We start from the raw sequence: 16,734 nt of genomic DNA on the forward strand, positions 1-16,734 counted from the left end.
CCTGGGTCTCAATGCGTGGCGACGGAATCGAGCCCGGTCGATGTCACTTCCGGCTGCACGGCGGGCGACGCCAGATAGTCGAGCAGCGCTTTCGCCTCCTTCGGATGCTGCGCGCCGACCGGTATGCCCGCGGCAAAGCGCGTGACGGACTGCATCGACTCCGGAATCTTGCCGACGTACGCCGCGCCCTTCACCGGCAGCAACTCGCTAACCTGCTGAAGACCCACTTCGTAGTCGCCGGTCGCAACCACGGACGCCACCGGAATCTTCGGGATCATCCTCGCCCTGGTTTTCACCTGTTCCTCGATGCCGAGCCGCTTGAACAACTCGCGCTCGACATAGACGCCGCTCGCGCTATCCGAATACGCGATCGACCGGGCATGCAGCAGGGTTTGCCTGAGCGCCGCCCGGACGCATGACCGACCGCACGCGTGAGGCGGCTCTTGCACCGGCCCACCGCACAGGCGTTACGCAAACGGGGCCACGCGAAAAGTGCATTTTTTCCAAGTATTGATGTTCCACCGTTATCAATGCACATGGATGAAAACGTGGCATCACCGGCCACGTTCCTCGCGGCTGCCTGTCGGGGCAATCGAGTCAGCGGTCAAAGCTATGAAGTGACTTCAGTTGATGGTCCGCTGCGGGCGAATCAAGGGACATTCGACGTTTGCCGAAGACCGTCCGTTCAGGGTCGATCGGAATTTTTTTGTATATCGCCTCGATATTGCTTCCAGCTTTTGCCGAACTCGATAGCGCGCATAAGCTGCTCTGGTGGAAGGGTCATAGCGTCTTGGCGATGGGTTGGCTGGGCATATTCAATTTTCAGTTCGCGTGGTTTGGCGATCGGGTAATCGCACCTGGAATTTCGGGCCGCGATGCTTCAGGCTCACAAAACGTGGTGTGCCGTTATTTCGTTCTTGCTTTCCCTGACTCCTTACCTTAAAGTAAGGATTATTGGAGGTGTCACCATGACAACAGCAACTCTCACTTCGAAGGGCCAGGTTACGATCCCCGTGGACGTCCGCAATCAGCTTGGCCTGCAGTCGGGAGACCGGATCGAATTCAGCTTCAACGAGGCGACCGGCCGGTACGAGGTCTATCCGGCCACGCGCTCGCTTGCGTCGCTCAAGGGCATCGTGAAGAAGCCTGCTAAACCGGTGTCGGTCGAAGACATGAACCGGGCCATCGCGGAACAGGGAGCATCCGCGCGATGATTGGACTGGATACGAACGTGCTGGTCCGCTACTTCGCCCAGGACGACGCCGTGCACTCGAAGAAGGCGACGGCGCTGATGGAGTCCCTATCGGCCGAGAGGCCGGGGTACGTTTCGCAGGTCGCGCTGGTCGAAGTCGTGTGGGTGCTCGGACGTTGCTACGGCGTCGAGCGCGAGCAGATGAAGGACATCATTGACTCGATGATCGGCACCAAGGAACTGGTCGTTGAAGGCGCTGACACGGTGCGAAAGGCACTTCGCGTTTTCGCCGCATCTGCAAAGTCGGACTTCGCGGACTGCCTGATCGAGCGCTCGGGGTATGTAGCCGGATGCGAATACACGGCTACTTTCGACGTGGCGGCCTCGAAGGTCGCGGGGATGCAGTTGATCAAGTAATCACGGCGCGAACTGATAAACGGGAAAACGTGACGATGGAGCTTCTTGACTTACGCGCGTCGTCGTGAGCTTCGTTGTCGGCTCAAAGACGACTGTTGAGCGCGATTCGTTGGACCTGTCTGCACCCGGCGACTCATACATCATGAGTAAGGAAAAGCCGTCAATGCTCGCAGAACAACGTCAATTCCTTTCTCTCTCATTCATCGAAGGCCTGCGCCGACCATGCGATTGGATGCCAAGGCCGCGCATACAGCGTTCCGCCGCATCGCGCACGGGACGCTATCAAGCCAGCGCCGGATCACGCTCAAGACGCCGTTTCCGCCGCGAGCGCCCGCCCCGATACGCATCGCAAATGCGCTGATCGCCGAGCAGTTCTTTCATGGTGGCGGACACCACCACACGGCCCGTCACAACTAGCGCCGCGCTCGTTTCGTGCGCGCTGTAGTTCGACGTACTTTTTGTGCAGGTTCGCTTCGAGCCGGCTCCACCGGATTCTGCGCCGCGGCCGCCATGATCCACTTTCTGAATGCGATGACTGCGGCATCGTCCGCGCGATCGGTGTTCACGACCAACGTGTAATCGGGTCCGCGCCAGGCCGGCTCTGATATCGGACACACTAGACGCCCTGTTGCGATCTCGCGCTCGATGAGCGGCAGCGACGCCAACGTCACGCCGAGGCCTTCGGCGGCGGCGCCCAGTTGAAGAAAAACATGATCGAAGTCGAGATGGCGGGCGCCGCGCAGGCCCGGTGCGCCGGCCTCCCGCAACCAGTCGGACCAGGCCGTGCGAGTGCTGGTGGAATGAAGGAGCGTGTGATGTCGCAAATCGGCGACCGTCCTGATCGGATGGCTTAGCAGCATCGCCGGGCTACAGGCGGGCAGACGCAAGTCGGGCATCAGCGTCGTTGACACGAGGCCCGCCGCGTCCTCGGGTCCCGAGCGCACGCCGACGTCGAATGCATCACCGACGTAGCGCAACTTGCGTGAGGTTGTAGAGAGCCGCACATCGATGTCCGGGTAGCGGGCCTGAAAATCCGCCAGGCGCGGTATGAGCCAGCACAAAGCGAAGCTCGCCAGCGCATTCACGCGCACGACCCCCGTTATACGACGCGTAATGGATTTGTGACGCAGCCGGGTGACCGAGCTGCCCAGGCGCGCAAATGCACCTTCGACATCATTGAGCAGAGCAGCGCCCTCGTCCGTAGGCACGACGCCACGCGAGCGACGCTCGAAGAGCGGAACGCCGAACCAGTCTTCCAGCAATCGAATCTGTTTGCCGACCGCCCAGTGCGTGACGTGCAGATCGCTCGCCGCAGCCGCGAAACTCCCGAGGCGGGCGACCGCCTCGAAGTGCCGCAACGCATTCAACGGGGGCAACTTGTCCACGTCTTTCCTTGTGCGTTTGTCTGTGTCCATAAGGTGACTTTTTCTCCCGTCTGACTCAATTTTACGTCAGTTGTGGCACGTTCTAGGCGAACCTAGACTATGGGGTGCCCTGTAACAAAACGCTCGAGTTGTCGCCGAGACTCGCGCTTCCGAATTTCGGTTGAACCGTGAGACTTTTCTCTTTCTCCACTCCAACGACGCGTGTCGCCGACGGACCCGATCAATCGACCTCCGTGTCACGCACGCGCGTGTTATGGCTCTCGTGCATGGCGCACGCGCTGCACGACGGGTACACCGACATGATCTACGCCTTGCTGCCTGTCTGGCAGGCGGACTTTGGACTCAATTACGGTGCCCTGGCGATGTTGCGCGCCATCTATGCGGGCACGATGGCAACGCTGCAATTGCCCGCCGGACGCCTGGCTCGCACATTGGGCACCCGCGCGACGCTTGCGTTCGGCACGTTGCTGGCCGCGTTGGGCTATGCCGTCGCAGGCATGTCCGGCACCCTGCTGGGCTTATGCGTCGCGCTCGCCATCTCGGGAAGCGGTTCGAGCACACAGCATCCGCTGGCTTCGGGAGCCGTCTCGCGCGTGTATGGACGCAACGCTCGACGGCCGCTCAGCGTCTACAATTTTTCAGGCGACCTCGGAAAATCCGCGCTTCCGGCGGCTATCTCGCTTCTGATTACCATCATGCCGTGGCGCCATGCGCTTTGGGCCATGTCGACCGTTGGCGTTTTAGTCGCGGCAGTGATTGCACTTTTTCTCCCATCGGTTCCTCGGGACGAGTCTTCCATCGAGGAAGCGTCGAGCCACAACAACAACGGTTCGCGAGCGGGCTTCTCACTGCTGTTCACGATCGGCGTGCTCGACACCGCCGTGCGCATGGGGCTATTGACCTTCCTGCCCTTTCTCCTGAAAACGAAAGGCATCTCGCAACCGATGATGGGCACGGCGCTCGCGCTCGTCTTCATCGGTGGCGCCGCCGGCAAGTTCGTGTGCGGCTGGCTCGGCGCGCGCGTGGGCGTCATCGGAACCGTGCTCGCAACCGAAGGCGGTACGGCGGCGTTGATCCTTGCCGTGACTTGCCTGCCACTGGCGCCCGCTCTGATCGTGTTGCCGCTGCTTGGCGTGATGCTCAACGGCACATCGTCGGTGCTTTACGGAACGGTGCCCGAGCTGACGTCGGTCGAGCGTACCGAGCGAGCGTTCGCGCTCTTTTATACCGGCACCATCGCTTCGGGGGCACTCGCTCCGGTTGCCTACGGTCTTCTGGGCGACCGCATCGGCGTACTCGGCGCCACGCTTGCGACCGCGGCCACGGCGCTGGCCGTCTTCCCACTGGCGCTTGCGCTTCGTCCGCATCTGCGCAAGACGTGATCTCGTTCGGGACGCGCTCGTCGGTCATTTAGCCCAGTCAGCACGCATTTCGATAGAGGTCGCCACACGAGTGAAAGCATCGCGCAAGCGTCAGTGCAGCCTGAATCATCATTTCACCATCACGTGGAGGTTCGCCGGATGAATACTGTTTCGCAAGCCCCGTTGATTCTGATAACCGGGGGAGGCCGTGGCGTGGGCGCGGCGACCGCGCGGCTTGCCGCCGCACACGGTTACGATGTGGCGATAAGCTTCGTCTCCAACGAGTCTGCCGCCCTTGCGGTGGCGGCCGATGTGGAAGCGCTCGGGCGACGGGCTTTACCCATGCGCGCGGACAGCGCGGACCCAGAACAGGTCGCTCAGCTTTTCGCCGCGATCGACCGAACGTTCGGCCGGATCGATGTGCTGGTGAACAACGCCGCGATCATTGCGCGGCAGTCCCGGCTAGAGGATCTCGAATTCGAGCGGATGCAGCGTATCTTCGCGGTCAACTCGATCGGCCCCATTCTCTGTGCGCAGCAGGCGGCAAAGCGCATGTCGTATCGTCACAATGGGCGGGGCGGCTCCGTCATCAACATCTCATCGGCATCGGCCCGGCTCGGTAGCCCGAACGAATACGTCGACTACGCTGCGTCGAAGGGTGCCGTCGAAACCTTCACCACCGGTTTTGCAAAAGAAGTCGCGCGGGATGGGATACGCGTCAACTGCATTCGCCCTGGGCACATCTACACTGACATGCATGCCAGCGGCGGCGAGCCGGGACGGGTGGAGCGCGTCAAGGACTCGATCCCCATGGGAAGAGGCGGTCAACCCGAAGAGGTCGCGCGGGCGATCCTATGGCTGGCAAGCGCCGAGGCTTCCTTCATCACCGGCACGTTCCTCGATGTCACTGGCGGCAAGTGAGCAACAGGGTGCGGCGCCGGGCGCTTCCCTCGGCGAACCGCATGACGCAAATAAAGACGGGCCCGGATAAATCGCTGTGGCTGAACCTGCTAACCTGATTGCCCTGGCCGCGAACCGATCGCCGTCGACGCCCCGTGGTCCTGTCAACCGAACTACCGATGCCGCCACTGTTTCGCCGTCTATTGCTGCTGTTGCACGCGTTGCGTTACGGCGCGCGCCTGCTCTGGCTGGCCGCGCCGTCCGAGCACAAACTGCACTGGCTGATCCAGTTGATCGTCCGCATGCAGGCCTCCGGGCGCCGCGTCGAACGCCTGCACGACGTGCTGCCGGCTCTCGGACCGCTCGCGAGCCGCTTCGCGCGGACGCTGGCCGAACGGCCCGAACTCGCAACGAGCACCTTGCACGACGCCATCGACGCAATCGATCACCTCGAAGCGCCGCTGCCACCGCCTGAATCGGAACAGGCTTTGACGCGCGCATTCGGCCGTCCGCTCGCCACGCTGTTCAGCGCCGTGGATCTGGTGCCGGTGCGCGGCGGCTTCGCCGAACAGACTCACTTCGCGCGGCTCCTCGCGCCGATCAACGGCCATCGCGAAGTGGCGATCAAGCTGGTGCGCGCCGATCAACTGCAACAGATCGTCGACGAACTCGCGCTGTTGCGCTGGGTCGCGCGCTGGCTGGAGAAGATGTCAGGCAGCGCGCGCCGCCTGCAATTGCGCGCGCTGGCGCAGACGTTCACCGACGACATCCTGCGCCGCTTCGATCTGCGCGCCGAAGCCGCCAATCTGAGTCAGACCGGCCATCATTTCGACGGCGACGCGCGCATCGTCGTGCCGAGCGTCATCTGGGATCTGTGCACGAGCCACACGCTGACGATGCAGCGCATCAGCAGCTTGCCGGCCAGCGACCTGACCGCCCTGCGCGCGCATCACGTCAAGCTCGCGCCGCTGGCCGCGCATATCGTCGAGGTGGTGACGGAGCAGGCGTTCGAGCACGGCTTCTTTCACGCGACGCTCGATGCGCGCCGGGTGCGTGTGAGCATCGAACCGGACACGCTCGGGCGTCTCGTGCTCGCGGAGTTTTCGATCATGTCGAGTCTATCGACCGGTGAGCGCGAGTTCTTCGTGCATGGCGCGACCGCCCTGTTCGACCAGGACTATGGCCGGCTGGCCGAACTGCATCGCGACGCCGGGCACGTTCCCCACGACACGCGCGCGGACCTGCTCGAGGCCGAGTTGCGCACGCGCGCCGAAGCGCATTTCGCCGCCGCGCCGGCAGACCGCTCGGCGGGTTCGCTGTTTCAGCATCTGCTGCACGTCGTACAGCCGTTCGACGGCGTCGTGCCCACGCGTCTCGCCACCGCGCAGCGCTCCTTTCAGCAGGCGGAGACGTTGGCGCGCGCGCTGCATCCGGGCGTCGATAGCTGGAACATCGCACGCGGCGTACTCGCGGACATTGCGCGGCGCGACGTCGATCATCGCGGCTGGATCAAGCGCATCTCGCGCGAGTTGCCGCACCTCGCGCATATGCTGCCGCGCGTGCCGCAACTGGCGGTGCGCTATTTGCAGCATGAACACGACCGCGCCCGCACGCCACGGCAGAACGCTCAATTGATGGCGGATATCGGGCGGGAGTACCGTCGCACGCGGCTGCTGTTGTGGGCGTGTGTGTTGTGCGGCGCCGTGCTCGGCGCGGGCACGGCGCTGCTGGCGTGGTGGTGATGAGGTCGATGTAGATGGGATGAATGTGAGGGGCTGGGGCGGTTGGGGCTCTTCGTGTTCTTCGTGTTCTTCGTGTTCTTCGTGTTCTTCGTGCTGTCGGTGCTGTCGGTGCTCTCGGTGCTCCTAGTGCTCGCCGTGCTCCTGGTGTCGCAAGAACCCTAGCCGCCGCAATCGCCGCGAGCGTATCGAACGCAACCGGTCCCGTAGCGGCTGCCGGTGCTGCAAAAGCTCACCCGCCGTCGAGACGAACAACCGATTGCAGCTTCGAACAAGACACGCGTCACGCATCCCGCGAAGATGGCGGTTTTTCACATCAAGCTTTCCGATGCTCGCTTCCCTGATCGCCGCCGTCTTCGTCGTATTGTGGTCGACCGGTTTCGTGGTCGCGCGGGCGATCACGCCCTACGCCGATCCCAATCTCTTTCTGCTGGCGCGCTTCGGCGGCACCGCGCTGATCTTCGCGCTTGCCGCCGTGGTAGCGCGCGCCGCCTGGCCGACCGGCCGCGATTTCGGCAAGCACCTGGTGGCGGGCGCGCTCCTGCAAGGCGTCTACCTCGGCGCCGGCTACTGGGCCGTCGCGCAGGGTTTGAGCGCCGGCGTGATGGCCTTGCTCGGCGCGCTGCAGCCGCTCGCGACCGCCGCCGTCGCGGCGCCGCTGTTCGGCGAGCGGCTTTCGCGGCGTGGCTGGGCCGGCATGGCGCTCGGCCTTGCCGGGGTGGCGCTGGTTCTCGAACCGAAGCTCGCATCGGCCGCGCCGCCCTCGCCTCATGGCGACGCGCCGCCGTGGCTGGTGGTGCTCATCTCGATCGGCGCGGTCGGCGCGATCACGGCGGGCACCTTGTTTCAGAAGACTTCGCTTGCCAGGGCGGACATTCGCAGCGCGAGCGCGGTGCAGAATTTCGGCGCGGCGCTCGTCGCGGTCGTGCTCGCGCTGACACTCGGCGAGCATCGGTGGATCGCGTCGCCCGTGTTGTGGACCTCGCTCGCCTGGGGGATCGTGATGCTCTCGGGCGTCAGCGTCACTTTGCTGGTGTGGATGGTGAGGCGTGGCGACGCGGCACGCGCCACCGCGCTGCTGTTTCTCGCCCCGCCGCTTGCCGCGCTCGAAGGTTATGCCGGCTTCGGCGAAACGCTGCTGCCGGTGCAGATCGCGGGTTTCGCGGTGGCGTTGCTGGGTGTGTTGCTGGCGCGGTCGTGAGGGGGCGGCTGAGTGCTGGCCGCGGCCGGGGCCGGGGCGCTCGTGAGAGATCGGACGGAGCGCTCGTCGCGCCAATGCGAGCATGAGTGCGGGTTGCCGCCAGTCGCGTCGACGCGGGCTAAAGCAAAGCGCTAGCCGCAAAGCGAAGCGATCGTGAAAATTCGAGTGGAGCGCCAACGGCACTCGCCCTATCGAGAGAATGCCCGCAGCCTCTTGCCACGCTGACGCGCTGACGGAAGTTCAGACGCAGCGCTGGCCGAAGTTCGAGCGAAGCGCTGGCCGAAGTCGAGCGAAGCGCCGACCGAAGTTCGAGCGAAGCGCTGGCCGAAGTCGAGCGAAGCGCCGACCGAAGTTCGAGCGAAGCGCTGGCCGCGCCCTCGCCGGGCACGGGCCAACAATCGTTCAGCGCCTGGCCCGGTTCCAGCCGCCCACGAATATCAATCCGCCGAACTCGCCCCGGCCGGCACCTTGGCGAGTGCCTTGCCGCCTGGCGCCGGCGCCCACGCGGGACGGCTCTCGCGCTGCGAATCCACCACGACGATGTACCGCCCTGCCCACGGCGTCATCTGCCGATTGCTTTTCAGCACCCACTGCGATTTACCGGATTCGGCCAACGCCGCATATTCGGCGTCGAGAATGCCGTAGTGGTCGAGAAACGTATTGAGCGACGCGGGAATCCGCACGCAACCCTTCGAGTGGCGAATGCCGAGCACCGGTTCGAGCCAGTCAGGATCGGTGGCGTGCATCTGCAGCCGCATCTCCGAGATGCCGCCCTTGCCCCAGCCGCGCTGGCCCTGCGCCCAGCCGAAGTCGAAGATCCGCATGTCGCGCTGGCCGTAGCCGCGAATATGGTTGTCGTTCTGCGTGCCTTCGGAACGGAAATCCATGTTGGCGGGCGTATGTTCGAACACGCCGAGCGGCGTGATGAAGTGGTCGTACTCGCCGGGCCGTCCAGTCGAAACCGGCGACGCACCGATCATCTGCCAGGTGTCGGACGGCGTCGCGCGGAAATAGATGAACAACGCCTGCACGTTGGCATTGCGATCGACCAGCACGACATACTCGCCCGACAGGCCGCCCAATGTCTGCCCATCGAGCGCCGCTTGCAGACGGTCGGCGTAGGCGCGTTGCTCGACGGCCGGCACTTTGAGCCGGCGCGTCACCTGTTGCGCGAACGCGTCCCGCAAGGCAAACGCGCGACGCGGATCGATCACGCCGCCGGCATCGGGCGCCGTGACCGCCGACGCGTCGAAGAGAGGCGCGGGCCGGCTCGCCGGGAGCGGTTTCGATGCGGGCTTGGATCGTGGCGCGGGCGTCGATGCGGATACCGGAGCGGACGCCGATGCCGAAACGGACGCCGAAGCCGATGCCGATGCCGAAGCCGATGCCGAAGCCGATGCCGATGCCGAAGCCGATGCCGATGCCGATGCCGAAGCCGATGCCGATGCCGATGCGGATGCCGATGCCGCGATCGCGACGCCGCACGATAGCGCGCACGCGGCGCACAAACCGGCGACCGACGCACGCGCCAGGCAACGAAGCAAACGACCCGCGCGCATCGCATGCAACACAGACCACAAAGGCGCCATACACCACACTTCACGCCGACGAGCCACCGATACGAAAGTCATGCGGCCGAGTAGAGGCTGGCCAGGCCGATGCGGGTAGTTCATCGCGCAGTTGAGAAAAGCTGATTATTATTGACCGCCCAGTCGTCCACCGGATCGACGGCTCGCCGGCTCACGCGGCGCCTGCACTTCCGCGACGACACGCGGCATGAGCGGGCGTTGCCATACACGCCGTTCGACTGGCCGACGCAGGCAAGCGGGAAGTGACAGAGGATCGGAAATGCGAGGAAAGAATGTGTGCGCGGACACGCTGATCGAGCCGGCGTCTTGCCATGAACCGCATTCGGGAGATTCGCTTTCAGCCGCTCGATGAGCAACCGAACGCGCAACCGCGTGAACGACTCATTGAGCGGCCGGCGGCTCGTCGGTGAACAGATCCGCGCTTGCTTCGAGCGCCACGCCGCCCAACTGCTTGCCGTGAATCTGCCGCGCGATCACCTCGCCGACATAAGGCACTTGCGCGTCCAGCTCCACCGTGGCGTACGCGCCGGGCTTGCCGGCGTCGACCACCTCGATGTGTTTCGCGTAATGCCCCAACTCGTGCTTGAGGAATTCCCGCACTTCCTGCTCGCTGCACGATTCGGCAATGTTGCGCACGATCAGGTTCATGCAGTTTACCCTCGGCGTGCGCCGCGGCCCGTGCCGCGATCCGCGGTTTGCACGCGCACTGGGCGCAACGCGGCGCGCTGTTTCGCCTGAGCGGCGGCAAGTTCGCGGATCATTGCAGCACCAGCGGCGCCCAAAGCGGCCAATGACAAGTAGAAGGCAATCATGGAAATCTCCCCTGCGAAATTCGTCCTGTTTTCTCAGGATAGCCACAAGCGACCGCAAAAGCGATGCGACGCAGTGTCTGAAACGGACCTGACAATCCCGTCAATGCACTGTACCTGAATAAGCCGCGTCGAAAATAGCAAAACAGCTGTTCATTTAGCGGTCGAGGCGCGGCAAACGCATCGGATGCGACGCTCGACGCCACACCGATCCGCGGCGCGCATCACTGCGGCGTCCGGCGGGACATGCGCGAGAGGCCGCTGACCGTCGAGGTCAGTCCACCGCTTGCACGTTGGCCGCGCTCACCCACCAGGCGTTCTTGCCCTGCGGCAAGCGAACCAGCACCGCGGACGGATCGTCGACGCCGTCGTCGGCGATTTCGCACACCGCGAGGCCGTCGGGCAGACGCTTCACTTCGCCCGCGGCCTGGAACAGCGCGACGCGCTGCGCGTTCAGCGGCAGCAGTTGCGCACGCAGTTGCCGATACACGTCGAAGCTGATTGCCGCGGGCACATCGCCGCGAATTTGCAGCGCGTCGGCGTTGCCGCAACGGGCGGGCTCCGCGGCAAGCGCGGCAGTGCCGGCGAACAGGCAACCGAATGCAAACGCCACGGCGGCAAAGCGTGAATGGGTCATGATGATTCTCCGGGAATAAGTTGTGGCAGCGGAGCGCGAAGCACGCGAGCCATCGGTTGCGTGAGATGCGGGCATGGGAAGCGAACGGCGCCGGAAAACACGCGCGAACGAACACCCACGACGATGCGGATGAAAGCGCCCGGCTTCATGGCGAGCGGTCGCGCGCGGCGTCCCGCCCGGTGTCGCCGCCGGTGGCGACATCGAGCCGGCTCACGTCGCAAGAGGTTTGGCTGAAGCCCGAATAAACCACCGACCATTTACCGACGATCGCGGCTTGCGCTTCCGCGAGGCTCAGTTTGCCTTCGCAGACGCAGCGCTTGAGCATCACCGCCGCGCGCGCCTTGCGGCGCTCACCCTCACGGCCCGCCCACGGCAGGAGATCGAGATTGGCGGGCGCGTCCGGCGAGCCGCCGAGGACAATGGGCACGCGTCTGTCGAGTGCGAAATCGGCGCCGTCGTCCGCATCGATACCTCGCGCGGCGAGCATGCGGTCCTTGTGCGCCAGCATTGCTTCGAACGGTGGCGCGACCGTGTGCGCATAGCCGGGCCGGCAGATCGTCTCGCCTACTGATTCCTGCCTGACCCGCTCGTCGAGCATGCCGGCGTCCTGCGCGCGGGCCGCGCCCACGTGCAAGGCGAGCACCGTGGTCAAGCCAAGCAGGAGCGCGACGCGCGTCTTGCGAACGGAATGGGCGGCTTCACGCCGGCGCGCGAGGGTGCGCGCAATCGCCCCGTTTGTGTTCGTCCTATTGATCGAGTCGCGGAACCGGTTGCCGCGACGTATGTCTGCAATGCCTGGGTTCATTCGTGCACGCGCCGGCAGCGGCGCGCAATAGTTCAATTCGCGGGGCAATTAAAACACATTCAATAGGCAGGCGTGGAAAAGGCCGCGCCTGCGGCGAGGCGCGCGGCACGCCGCCGCATGCCGCCGACGCCGCCGCGCCCCCGGCCAGGCGCTACTTCGCCACACGCGCCTGCAACGCGCGAATCCGTCCGAGCGCCTGCGTGTCGGACACCGTCGCCTCGTACATGTTTGCGAGGTCGGCCTTGAGCGCGGTGCGAGAGCCGCCGTCGAGATAGATCATGTGCCCCGACGGATAAAACCGCGCCGACAGATTCTGCCGGACCTGCTGGCTGAGAAGCGGCATTTGCTGTAAATCGAGCACGGTCTGATAGAACGGCGTGACGTAGTCGTAGAAGCCGTTCGCCGACAACACCTTCAGATCGGGGTTGAGCGCCATCACGGCGGCGAGGTCGCCGGCGGTGTAAAGAACGACGTTGCCCTTCGCGTCGACGCCCTTCTGTTCGCCGGTGGGATCGATGTGACCGAAGTCCCAGTACTGGAAGGCCTGATCGTTCAGGTCGGTGAACGACGAATTCGACGTGTATTTCAACTGCTCGTTCAGATACACGTTCCACATGGTCGTATAGACGCCGCTGACCGCCGTCATGGTCGGATCGTTGCCGCCGGAATTCGGGTCGACCTTGCCGGCAATGCCGGTGTCGATCGCGGTCACGCGGCCGTCGTATGCGCCGAGCGCGAGGCCTTGCGATTTCAGCAGCGTGGTGAGGAAAAGAGAATTGCCGCGGCTGTCGTACGACGTGATGTCGAGGCTCCAGGCCAGCAAGGTGGTTTTGTCGATGCCGGTGTATTCGCTCAGCTTTTCGACGATCGCCGAATCGGTGGTCGGAAATTTGCGCAAGGCCGCCAGATAATCGGTGCGCGCGAATTGCGCAACCTCTTCGGCGAACGCGCCGAGATCGGTCGGCCGTGGCGCGATGCCGAGCTTCTTGTGATAGCACGCGTCCGCGGCGGCCGTGGGCAGCGTGCCGACAGGATTGCCGGATTGCGTGTAATCGAGAATCGACGATTGCAGCGTGATGCCGTTCAGGTCGACGCCGTCTTCGTGCAGCCGGTAAGCCAGCACGCAACTGCGCGCCGTGCCGTAAGACTCGCCGAACAGATACTTCGGCGAATTCCAGCGGTTGTGTTTGGTGAGAAAACGCTTGATGAACTGCTTGATCGAGTCGGCGTCCTGGTCGACACCCCAGAAGTCGCGGTTCTTCTTCGGCGCGATCGCGGCCGAATAACCGGTGCCGACGGGGTTGATGAACACGAGGTCGCTCTTGTCGAGCAGGCTGTCGGGATTGTCCTCCATCGAGTACGGCGCGGGCGGCGTGAAGCCCGGCATCGACGTCCTGATGCGGCGCGGCGCGAACGATCCGAGCAGCACGAACACCGAGGACGAACCCGGCCCGCCGTTATAGAAGAAAGTCACCGGGCGGGTTTCTTCCTTCTGGTTGTCCTGCGTGAACGCAACGTGGAACATTCTGGCGACGGGCTGCGAACTGCTCGGGTCGACGATCACCAGGTGCCCCGCCGTTGCCGTGTACTTGATCGTGTTGCCGCCGATGGTGACCAAATGGTGCGTGACAGCCGCGGTCTCGGCGGTTTCGGTGACGGCGTCGTCCGGCCCGTTGCCATAAGCGATCGGATCGAAGAATGGCTGGTCGCCGCTTTTACGCGACACGCCGGCGGCCGCCGGCGTGCTCAGGCCAAGAGAATCGTGCGACGACTGCGGACTAACGGAAGCCGGCTCGGTATTCGTCATGATCGCTCCAAGGGTTCGTTCACGCTGGTGTCTCGTGTGCTGCTGACTATAGTGCGCCCGCCACCTTCTGACCATTGGGGCTGCCGAGTCCGGTGCAGGCATCCCACCCCTCGGACGCCGCGAAACTGCCGTTGTTGCCTTGCGTGATGTCGTTGCACACGTGCGGCGCCTTGTACAGCTTCGGGTTGATGAAACCGGCCGGCTCGCCCTTCGCCGCATTGATGCGCGCGATCAGCGCCGCCCACAGCGGCGCGACCGCGCTGGTGCCGCCGATCACGGTCTGCTCGCCGCCGATCAACACCGTGTAGCCGGTGATGGGCGATGCGTCGCCGGCCACGTCGGGCACGCCGCGCCCGCCGAGGGCCGTCTTGCCGCCGCTCGACAAAGCGGCGGACAAGCCCTTTTGCCATGCCGGCACGGGAAAGGCCCGGCTCACCCCGCCACCGCCCGCGCCACCCTGCGCGCCGTCGTTCCACACCACCTCGCGCGAAATCGACGTGCCCGATGCGGTCAGACTCGTGCCGCCGCACGCCAGCACGTAGGGACTCGACGCGGGAAAGTCCACCTGATCGCCGCCGCTCACGCCATCGCTCGAACCGCTATCGCCCGACGCCGCGCAAACCGTCACGCCGAGCGCCGCCGCCGTCTCCAGCACGCTATTGAACGCCTGCAGCGACTGGCTGGTCCAGCTCGATTCCGGCGCGCCCCAGCTGATCGAAATCACCGAGGGCTTGTTGGCCGTGTCGTGCACCGCGCGGCTTAATGCGTCGATGAAACCGGCGTCGCTGTTCGGCGTGAAATACACCGCGATCGTCGCGCCGGGCGCGATGGCGCCGACCACTTCGATGTCGAGCGTAACCTCGCCGTCCGGGCCGTTCGGGTCGCCGGTCGGCTCATTGCGGGCCTGGTCGACGCTGACCGGCTTCACCGTGGGCGATGCCACACCCAGGCTCGCGAAGTACGCATCGAGATCGCTGCGGGTGTATCCGCCGCCGAGTTCGAGGATGCCGACGCATTGCCCGCTGCCGTCGCCCTGCGGGAACTGGTAGAGCGCCGCGAGTTGCGGAGGGGTGAAGGAAACCTGATGCGCCTTCGCCGGCCTGAACGGCGGCCGGATGCGAAAGTGCGGCCGCGCCTGGGGCCGGTTGTCGAGCCCGAGCACCGCTTCCACGACGCCGTGCAGATCGTCCGGCACGTTGACCGGGCCGGTGCGGCCGCGGAACTCGCCGGCCGTGCGATGCTGGTAATGCTCGAGCTTGACTCCGAACGCGCCCTGAAACTGCGCGATCGTGCCGCTCAGCAAGACCGAACGCGCCGCCGGGTCCTCGCGCACCACCGTCAAGCCGTGCGCCGCGGCGAAGGCCTTGACCTTGGCGATGTCGTCGGGCGCGGCGCCGTAATCTTTTGCCAGTTCGTCGCGCGACAGCGGTTTCACGTTCGGGTCGCCCGCCTGGATTCTGCTCATCAGCGCATCGAACTGCGCCTGCCGTTGACGGCGCAGCATGACGAAAACCTCGATCCGTTCCGCCGGATCGCATTGACCGACCACTTTCGAACCTTGTTCCACCGTTCGCTCGCTTCCCGGCAGCGGATGCTTTGTGACCATGTGTCGACTCTCCTGTTAGCGCGACGGCGCAGGCCGCAAGCTGAAGCGAGGGCACGGCGCGCATCTGCACAACCTCATCGCCTTACGAGCGCGACAGGTTGCTGTTTTCAAGGACTTCGCCAAATCGTCCGACCCATGCATTCGACCACAGTTCCGGCGCGCGCGGCAGTTGTCCGAATGGCTAACGCCGCACTGTCTCAAGCGCGTCATGCACGGCACGCGCTATGATGCTGCAGCGGCAATCCAGCCGCTACATTGCCTGGCGCGCCGTGCGCGCACGATCAAAGAATCAGAGGAACCCCATGCCAATTTCGATGTATCAAGCATCACTGCCCGTACTGATTCGCGGCCTGACCAATCTGCAAGCCATCCTCGGCAAGGCGCAGGCGCATGCCGCCGCGAAGCAGATCGAGCCGTCGGTGTTCACGAACGCGCGGCTCGCGCCGGACATGCTGCCGCTGGTGCGCCAGATCTATATCGCGAGCGACACCGCGAAGGGATGCGCCGCGCGTCTGGCCGGCGTCGAAGCGCCGAAATTCGAAGACGTCGAACAGACCTTCGACGAACTGCACGCGCGCCTGCAAAAGACGATCGATTATCTGAAGGAGTTCAGCGCGGAGCAGATCGACGGCTCGGAAGAGCGCGTCATCACGCTGAAAATGCGCACCGGCCCGATCGAGTTCACAGGCCTGTCGTATCTGCTCGGTTTCGTGCTGCCCAACTTTTATTTTCACGTCACGACGGCGTACGACATTCTGCGTCACAACGGCGTCGAACTCGGCAAGCTCGACTACCTGGGCGGCATCAGGTAAACGAGCGCTGCAACGCTTCGATTGCGTGAGCGTTGCACGAAAGACGACGCGCGGCGCGTCGCCCAAAGCTTCAAACACGCGGCTGGAAGGCAATGATCGCCATGCCGGCCAGCGTGAAGGCAACGCCCGCCGCGTCCCACGGCGTGGGGCGCAGTTTGTCGACGCACCATAGCCAAGCGATCGCCACCGCCACATACACACCGCCGTAAGCCGCATACACGCGGCCCGCGGCGGTGCCGTGCAGTGTCAGCAGCCAGGCGAACAGCGCGAGGCTGAGCGCGCCGGGCACCAGCAGCCAGATCGAGCCGCCCTGCTTCAGCCAGCGCCACGGCAGGTAGCAACCCACGATCTCGGCAAGAGCGGTCACGACATAAAGCACAAAAGTTTTCATCGACAGAGGGAAGCAAGGGGTTGTGTCGGTTGTGTCGCCGCCTGGTTGTACGCGGCGCGCTATCGGTTCTATTAACACAATCG

General features: G+C 64.5%; 16 protein-coding genes and 1 pseudogene. 8 read left to right on the top strand and 9 right to left on the bottom strand.

Going from position 1 to position 16,734, the window contains the following annotated elements; all coding sequences use genetic code 11:
• Nucleotides 1-8 precede the first annotated feature (8 nt).
• Nucleotides 9-401: pseudogene (locus ACTJLC_RS05720) on the bottom strand (substrate-binding domain-containing protein); the annotation flags it as partial.
• A gap of 266 nt (nt 402-667) precedes the next feature.
• Here ACTJLC_RS05720 and ACTJLC_RS05725 point away from each other — a divergent pair.
• Genes ACTJLC_RS05725 through ACTJLC_RS05735 form a run of 3 tightly spaced genes read left to right on the top strand, consistent with a single transcriptional unit; the run spans nt 668 to nt 1,609 of the window.
• Complete coding sequence (locus ACTJLC_RS05725) at nt 668-943, top strand: hypothetical protein (RefSeq protein WP_143326517.1); 276 nt, start codon at nt 668-670, stop codon at nt 941-943.
• A gap of 25 nt (nt 944-968) precedes the next feature.
• Nucleotides 969-1,214 (top strand): AbrB/MazE/SpoVT family DNA-binding domain-containing protein, encoded by a 246-nt coding sequence (locus ACTJLC_RS05730; protein WP_073429293.1) that lies wholly within the window; start codon nt 969-971, stop codon nt 1,212-1,214.
• Nucleotides 1,211-1,609, top strand: a complete 399-nt coding sequence (locus ACTJLC_RS05735; protein WP_073429245.1) for a PIN domain-containing protein — start codon at nt 1,211-1,213, stop codon at nt 1,607-1,609. Before ACTJLC_RS05730 ends, ACTJLC_RS05735 begins: the two co-directional genes overlap by 4 nt.
• A gap of 413 nt (nt 1,610-2,022) precedes the next feature.
• Here the strand turns inward: ACTJLC_RS05735 and ACTJLC_RS05740 are convergent, their stop codons facing one another.
• Nucleotides 2,023-3,024, bottom strand: coding sequence for a LysR substrate-binding domain-containing protein (locus tag ACTJLC_RS05740; protein ID WP_073429247.1), 1,002 nt, complete (start codon nt 3,022-3,024; stop codon nt 2,023-2,025).
• Between the two features lie 137 nt (nt 3,025-3,161).
• Between ACTJLC_RS05740 and ACTJLC_RS05745 the strand changes: the two genes are divergently transcribed.
• From ACTJLC_RS05745 to ACTJLC_RS05760, 4 genes are all read left to right on the top strand, one after another.
• Nucleotides 3,162-4,376, top strand: coding sequence for an MFS transporter (locus ACTJLC_RS05745; protein ID WP_073429248.1), 1,215 nt, complete (start codon nt 3,162-3,164; stop codon nt 4,374-4,376).
• Nucleotides 4,377-4,514: 138 nt separating this feature from the next.
• Nucleotides 4,515-5,276 (top strand): SDR family oxidoreductase, encoded by a 762-nt coding sequence (locus ACTJLC_RS05750; protein ID WP_083080993.1) that lies wholly within the window; start codon nt 4,515-4,517, stop codon nt 5,274-5,276.
• Nucleotides 5,277-5,434: 158 nt separating this feature from the next.
• The gene (locus ACTJLC_RS05755) at nt 5,435-6,997 is read left to right on the top strand and encodes an ABC1 kinase family protein (RefSeq protein WP_073429250.1); all 1,563 of its coding nucleotides are present in this window, start codon (nt 5,435-5,437) and stop codon (nt 6,995-6,997) included.
• A 325-nt stretch (nt 6,998-7,322) separates the two neighbouring features.
• Entirely contained in the window at nt 7,323-8,195 is an 873-nt protein-coding gene (locus ACTJLC_RS05760) for a DMT family transporter (protein WP_073429251.1), read from the top strand.
• A 437-nt stretch (nt 8,196-8,632) separates the two neighbouring features.
• Here the strand turns inward: ACTJLC_RS05760 and ACTJLC_RS05765 are convergent, their stop codons facing one another.
• The 6 genes from ACTJLC_RS05765 to ACTJLC_RS05790 all read right to left on the bottom strand — a co-directional run bounded on the left by ACTJLC_RS05765 (nt 8,633) and on the right by ACTJLC_RS05790 (nt 15,448).
• Complete coding sequence (locus ACTJLC_RS05765) at nt 8,633-9,754, bottom strand: L,D-transpeptidase (RefSeq protein WP_440843323.1); 1,122 nt, start codon at nt 9,752-9,754, stop codon at nt 8,633-8,635.
• Between the two features lie 411 nt (nt 9,755-10,165).
• Nucleotides 10,166-10,432 carry a hypothetical protein gene (locus ACTJLC_RS05770; protein WP_073429252.1) on the bottom strand — a complete coding sequence of 89 codons (267 nt, stop codon included), beginning with the start codon at nt 10,430-10,432 and terminating at the stop codon, nt 10,166-10,168.
• Between the two features lie 435 nt (nt 10,433-10,867).
• Nucleotides 10,868-11,230, bottom strand: coding sequence for a hypothetical protein (locus ACTJLC_RS05775; protein ID WP_073429253.1), 363 nt, complete (start codon nt 11,228-11,230; stop codon nt 10,868-10,870).
• A 145-nt stretch (nt 11,231-11,375) separates the two neighbouring features.
• The gene (locus ACTJLC_RS05780) at nt 11,376-12,035 is read right to left on the bottom strand and encodes a hypothetical protein (protein ID WP_073429254.1); all 660 of its coding nucleotides are present in this window, start codon (nt 12,033-12,035) and stop codon (nt 11,376-11,378) included.
• Nucleotides 12,036-12,186: 151 nt separating this feature from the next.
• The gene (locus ACTJLC_RS05785; protein WP_073429255.1) at nt 12,187-13,842 is read right to left on the bottom strand and encodes a S10 family peptidase; all 1,656 of its coding nucleotides are present in this window, start codon (nt 13,840-13,842) and stop codon (nt 12,187-12,189) included.
• Between the two features lie 46 nt (nt 13,843-13,888).
• A complete protein-coding gene (locus tag ACTJLC_RS05790) occupies nt 13,889-15,448 on the bottom strand; it encodes a S53 family peptidase (protein ID WP_083081000.1) in 1,560 nt (519 codons plus the stop codon).
• Between the two features lie 302 nt (nt 15,449-15,750).
• Between ACTJLC_RS05790 and ACTJLC_RS05795 the strand changes: the two genes are divergently transcribed.
• Nucleotides 15,751-16,260, top strand: coding sequence for a DUF1993 domain-containing protein (locus tag ACTJLC_RS05795; protein WP_073429295.1), 510 nt, complete (start codon nt 15,751-15,753; stop codon nt 16,258-16,260).
• Nucleotides 16,261-16,330: 70 nt separating this feature from the next.
• On the opposite strand, the gene ACTJLC_RS05800 is transcribed toward ACTJLC_RS05795, so the two are convergent.
• Nucleotides 16,331-16,651, bottom strand: coding sequence for a YnfA family protein (locus tag ACTJLC_RS05800; RefSeq protein ID WP_073429257.1), 321 nt, complete (start codon nt 16,649-16,651; stop codon nt 16,331-16,333).
• Nucleotides 16,652-16,734 lie beyond the last annotated feature (83 nt).

Origin of the sequence: Paraburkholderia sp. 22099, from assembly GCF_052045835.1 — a bacterium.
GTDB classification, from domain to species: Bacteria; Pseudomonadota; Gammaproteobacteria; order Burkholderiales; family Burkholderiaceae; genus Paraburkholderia; species Paraburkholderia terricola.

What these genes read in the sequence shown, in the direction of transcription:
- ACTJLC_RS05760 (WP_073429251.1), top strand. Translation starts at nt 7,323, where the DNA reads ATGCTCGCTTCCCTGATCGCCGCCGTCTTCGTCGTATTGTGGTCGACC.
- ACTJLC_RS05755 (WP_073429250.1), top strand. Translation starts at nt 5,435, where the DNA reads ATGCCGCCACTGTTTCGCCGTCTATTGCTGCTGTTGCACGCGTTGCGT.
- ACTJLC_RS05795 (WP_073429295.1), top strand. Translation starts at nt 15,751, where the DNA reads ATGCCAATTTCGATGTATCAAGCATCACTGCCCGTACTGATTCGCGGC.
- ACTJLC_RS05780 (WP_073429254.1), bottom strand. Translation starts at nt 12,035, where the DNA reads ATGAACCCAGGCATTGCAGACATACGTCGCGGCAACCGGTTCCGCGAC.
- ACTJLC_RS05740 (WP_073429247.1), bottom strand. Translation starts at nt 3,024, where the DNA reads ATGGACACAGACAAACGCACAAGGAAAGACGTGGACAAGTTGCCCCCG.
- ACTJLC_RS05735 (WP_073429245.1), top strand. Translation starts at nt 1,211, where the DNA reads ATGATTGGACTGGATACGAACGTGCTGGTCCGCTACTTCGCCCAGGAC.
- ACTJLC_RS05730 (WP_073429293.1), top strand. Translation starts at nt 969, where the DNA reads ATGACAACAGCAACTCTCACTTCGAAGGGCCAGGTTACGATCCCCGTG.
- ACTJLC_RS05775 (WP_073429253.1), bottom strand. Translation starts at nt 11,230, where the DNA reads ATGACCCATTCACGCTTTGCCGCCGTGGCGTTTGCATTCGGTTGCCTG.
- ACTJLC_RS05750 (WP_083080993.1), top strand. Translation starts at nt 4,515, where the DNA reads ATGAATACTGTTTCGCAAGCCCCGTTGATTCTGATAACCGGGGGAGGC.
- ACTJLC_RS05765 (WP_440843323.1), bottom strand. Translation starts at nt 9,754, where the DNA reads ATGCGCGCGGGTCGTTTGCTTCGTTGCCTGGCGCGTGCGTCGGTCGCC.
- ACTJLC_RS05800 (WP_073429257.1), bottom strand. Translation starts at nt 16,651, where the DNA reads ATGAAAACTTTTGTGCTTTATGTCGTGACCGCTCTTGCCGAGATCGTG.
- ACTJLC_RS05770 (WP_073429252.1), bottom strand. Translation starts at nt 10,432, where the DNA reads ATGAACCTGATCGTGCGCAACATTGCCGAATCGTGCAGCGAGCAGGAA.
- ACTJLC_RS05790 (WP_083081000.1), bottom strand. Translation starts at nt 15,448, where the DNA reads ATGGTCACAAAGCATCCGCTGCCGGGAAGCGAGCGAACGGTGGAACAA.
- ACTJLC_RS05785 (WP_073429255.1), bottom strand. Translation starts at nt 13,842, where the DNA reads ATGACGAATACCGAGCCGGCTTCCGTTAGTCCGCAGTCGTCGCACGAT.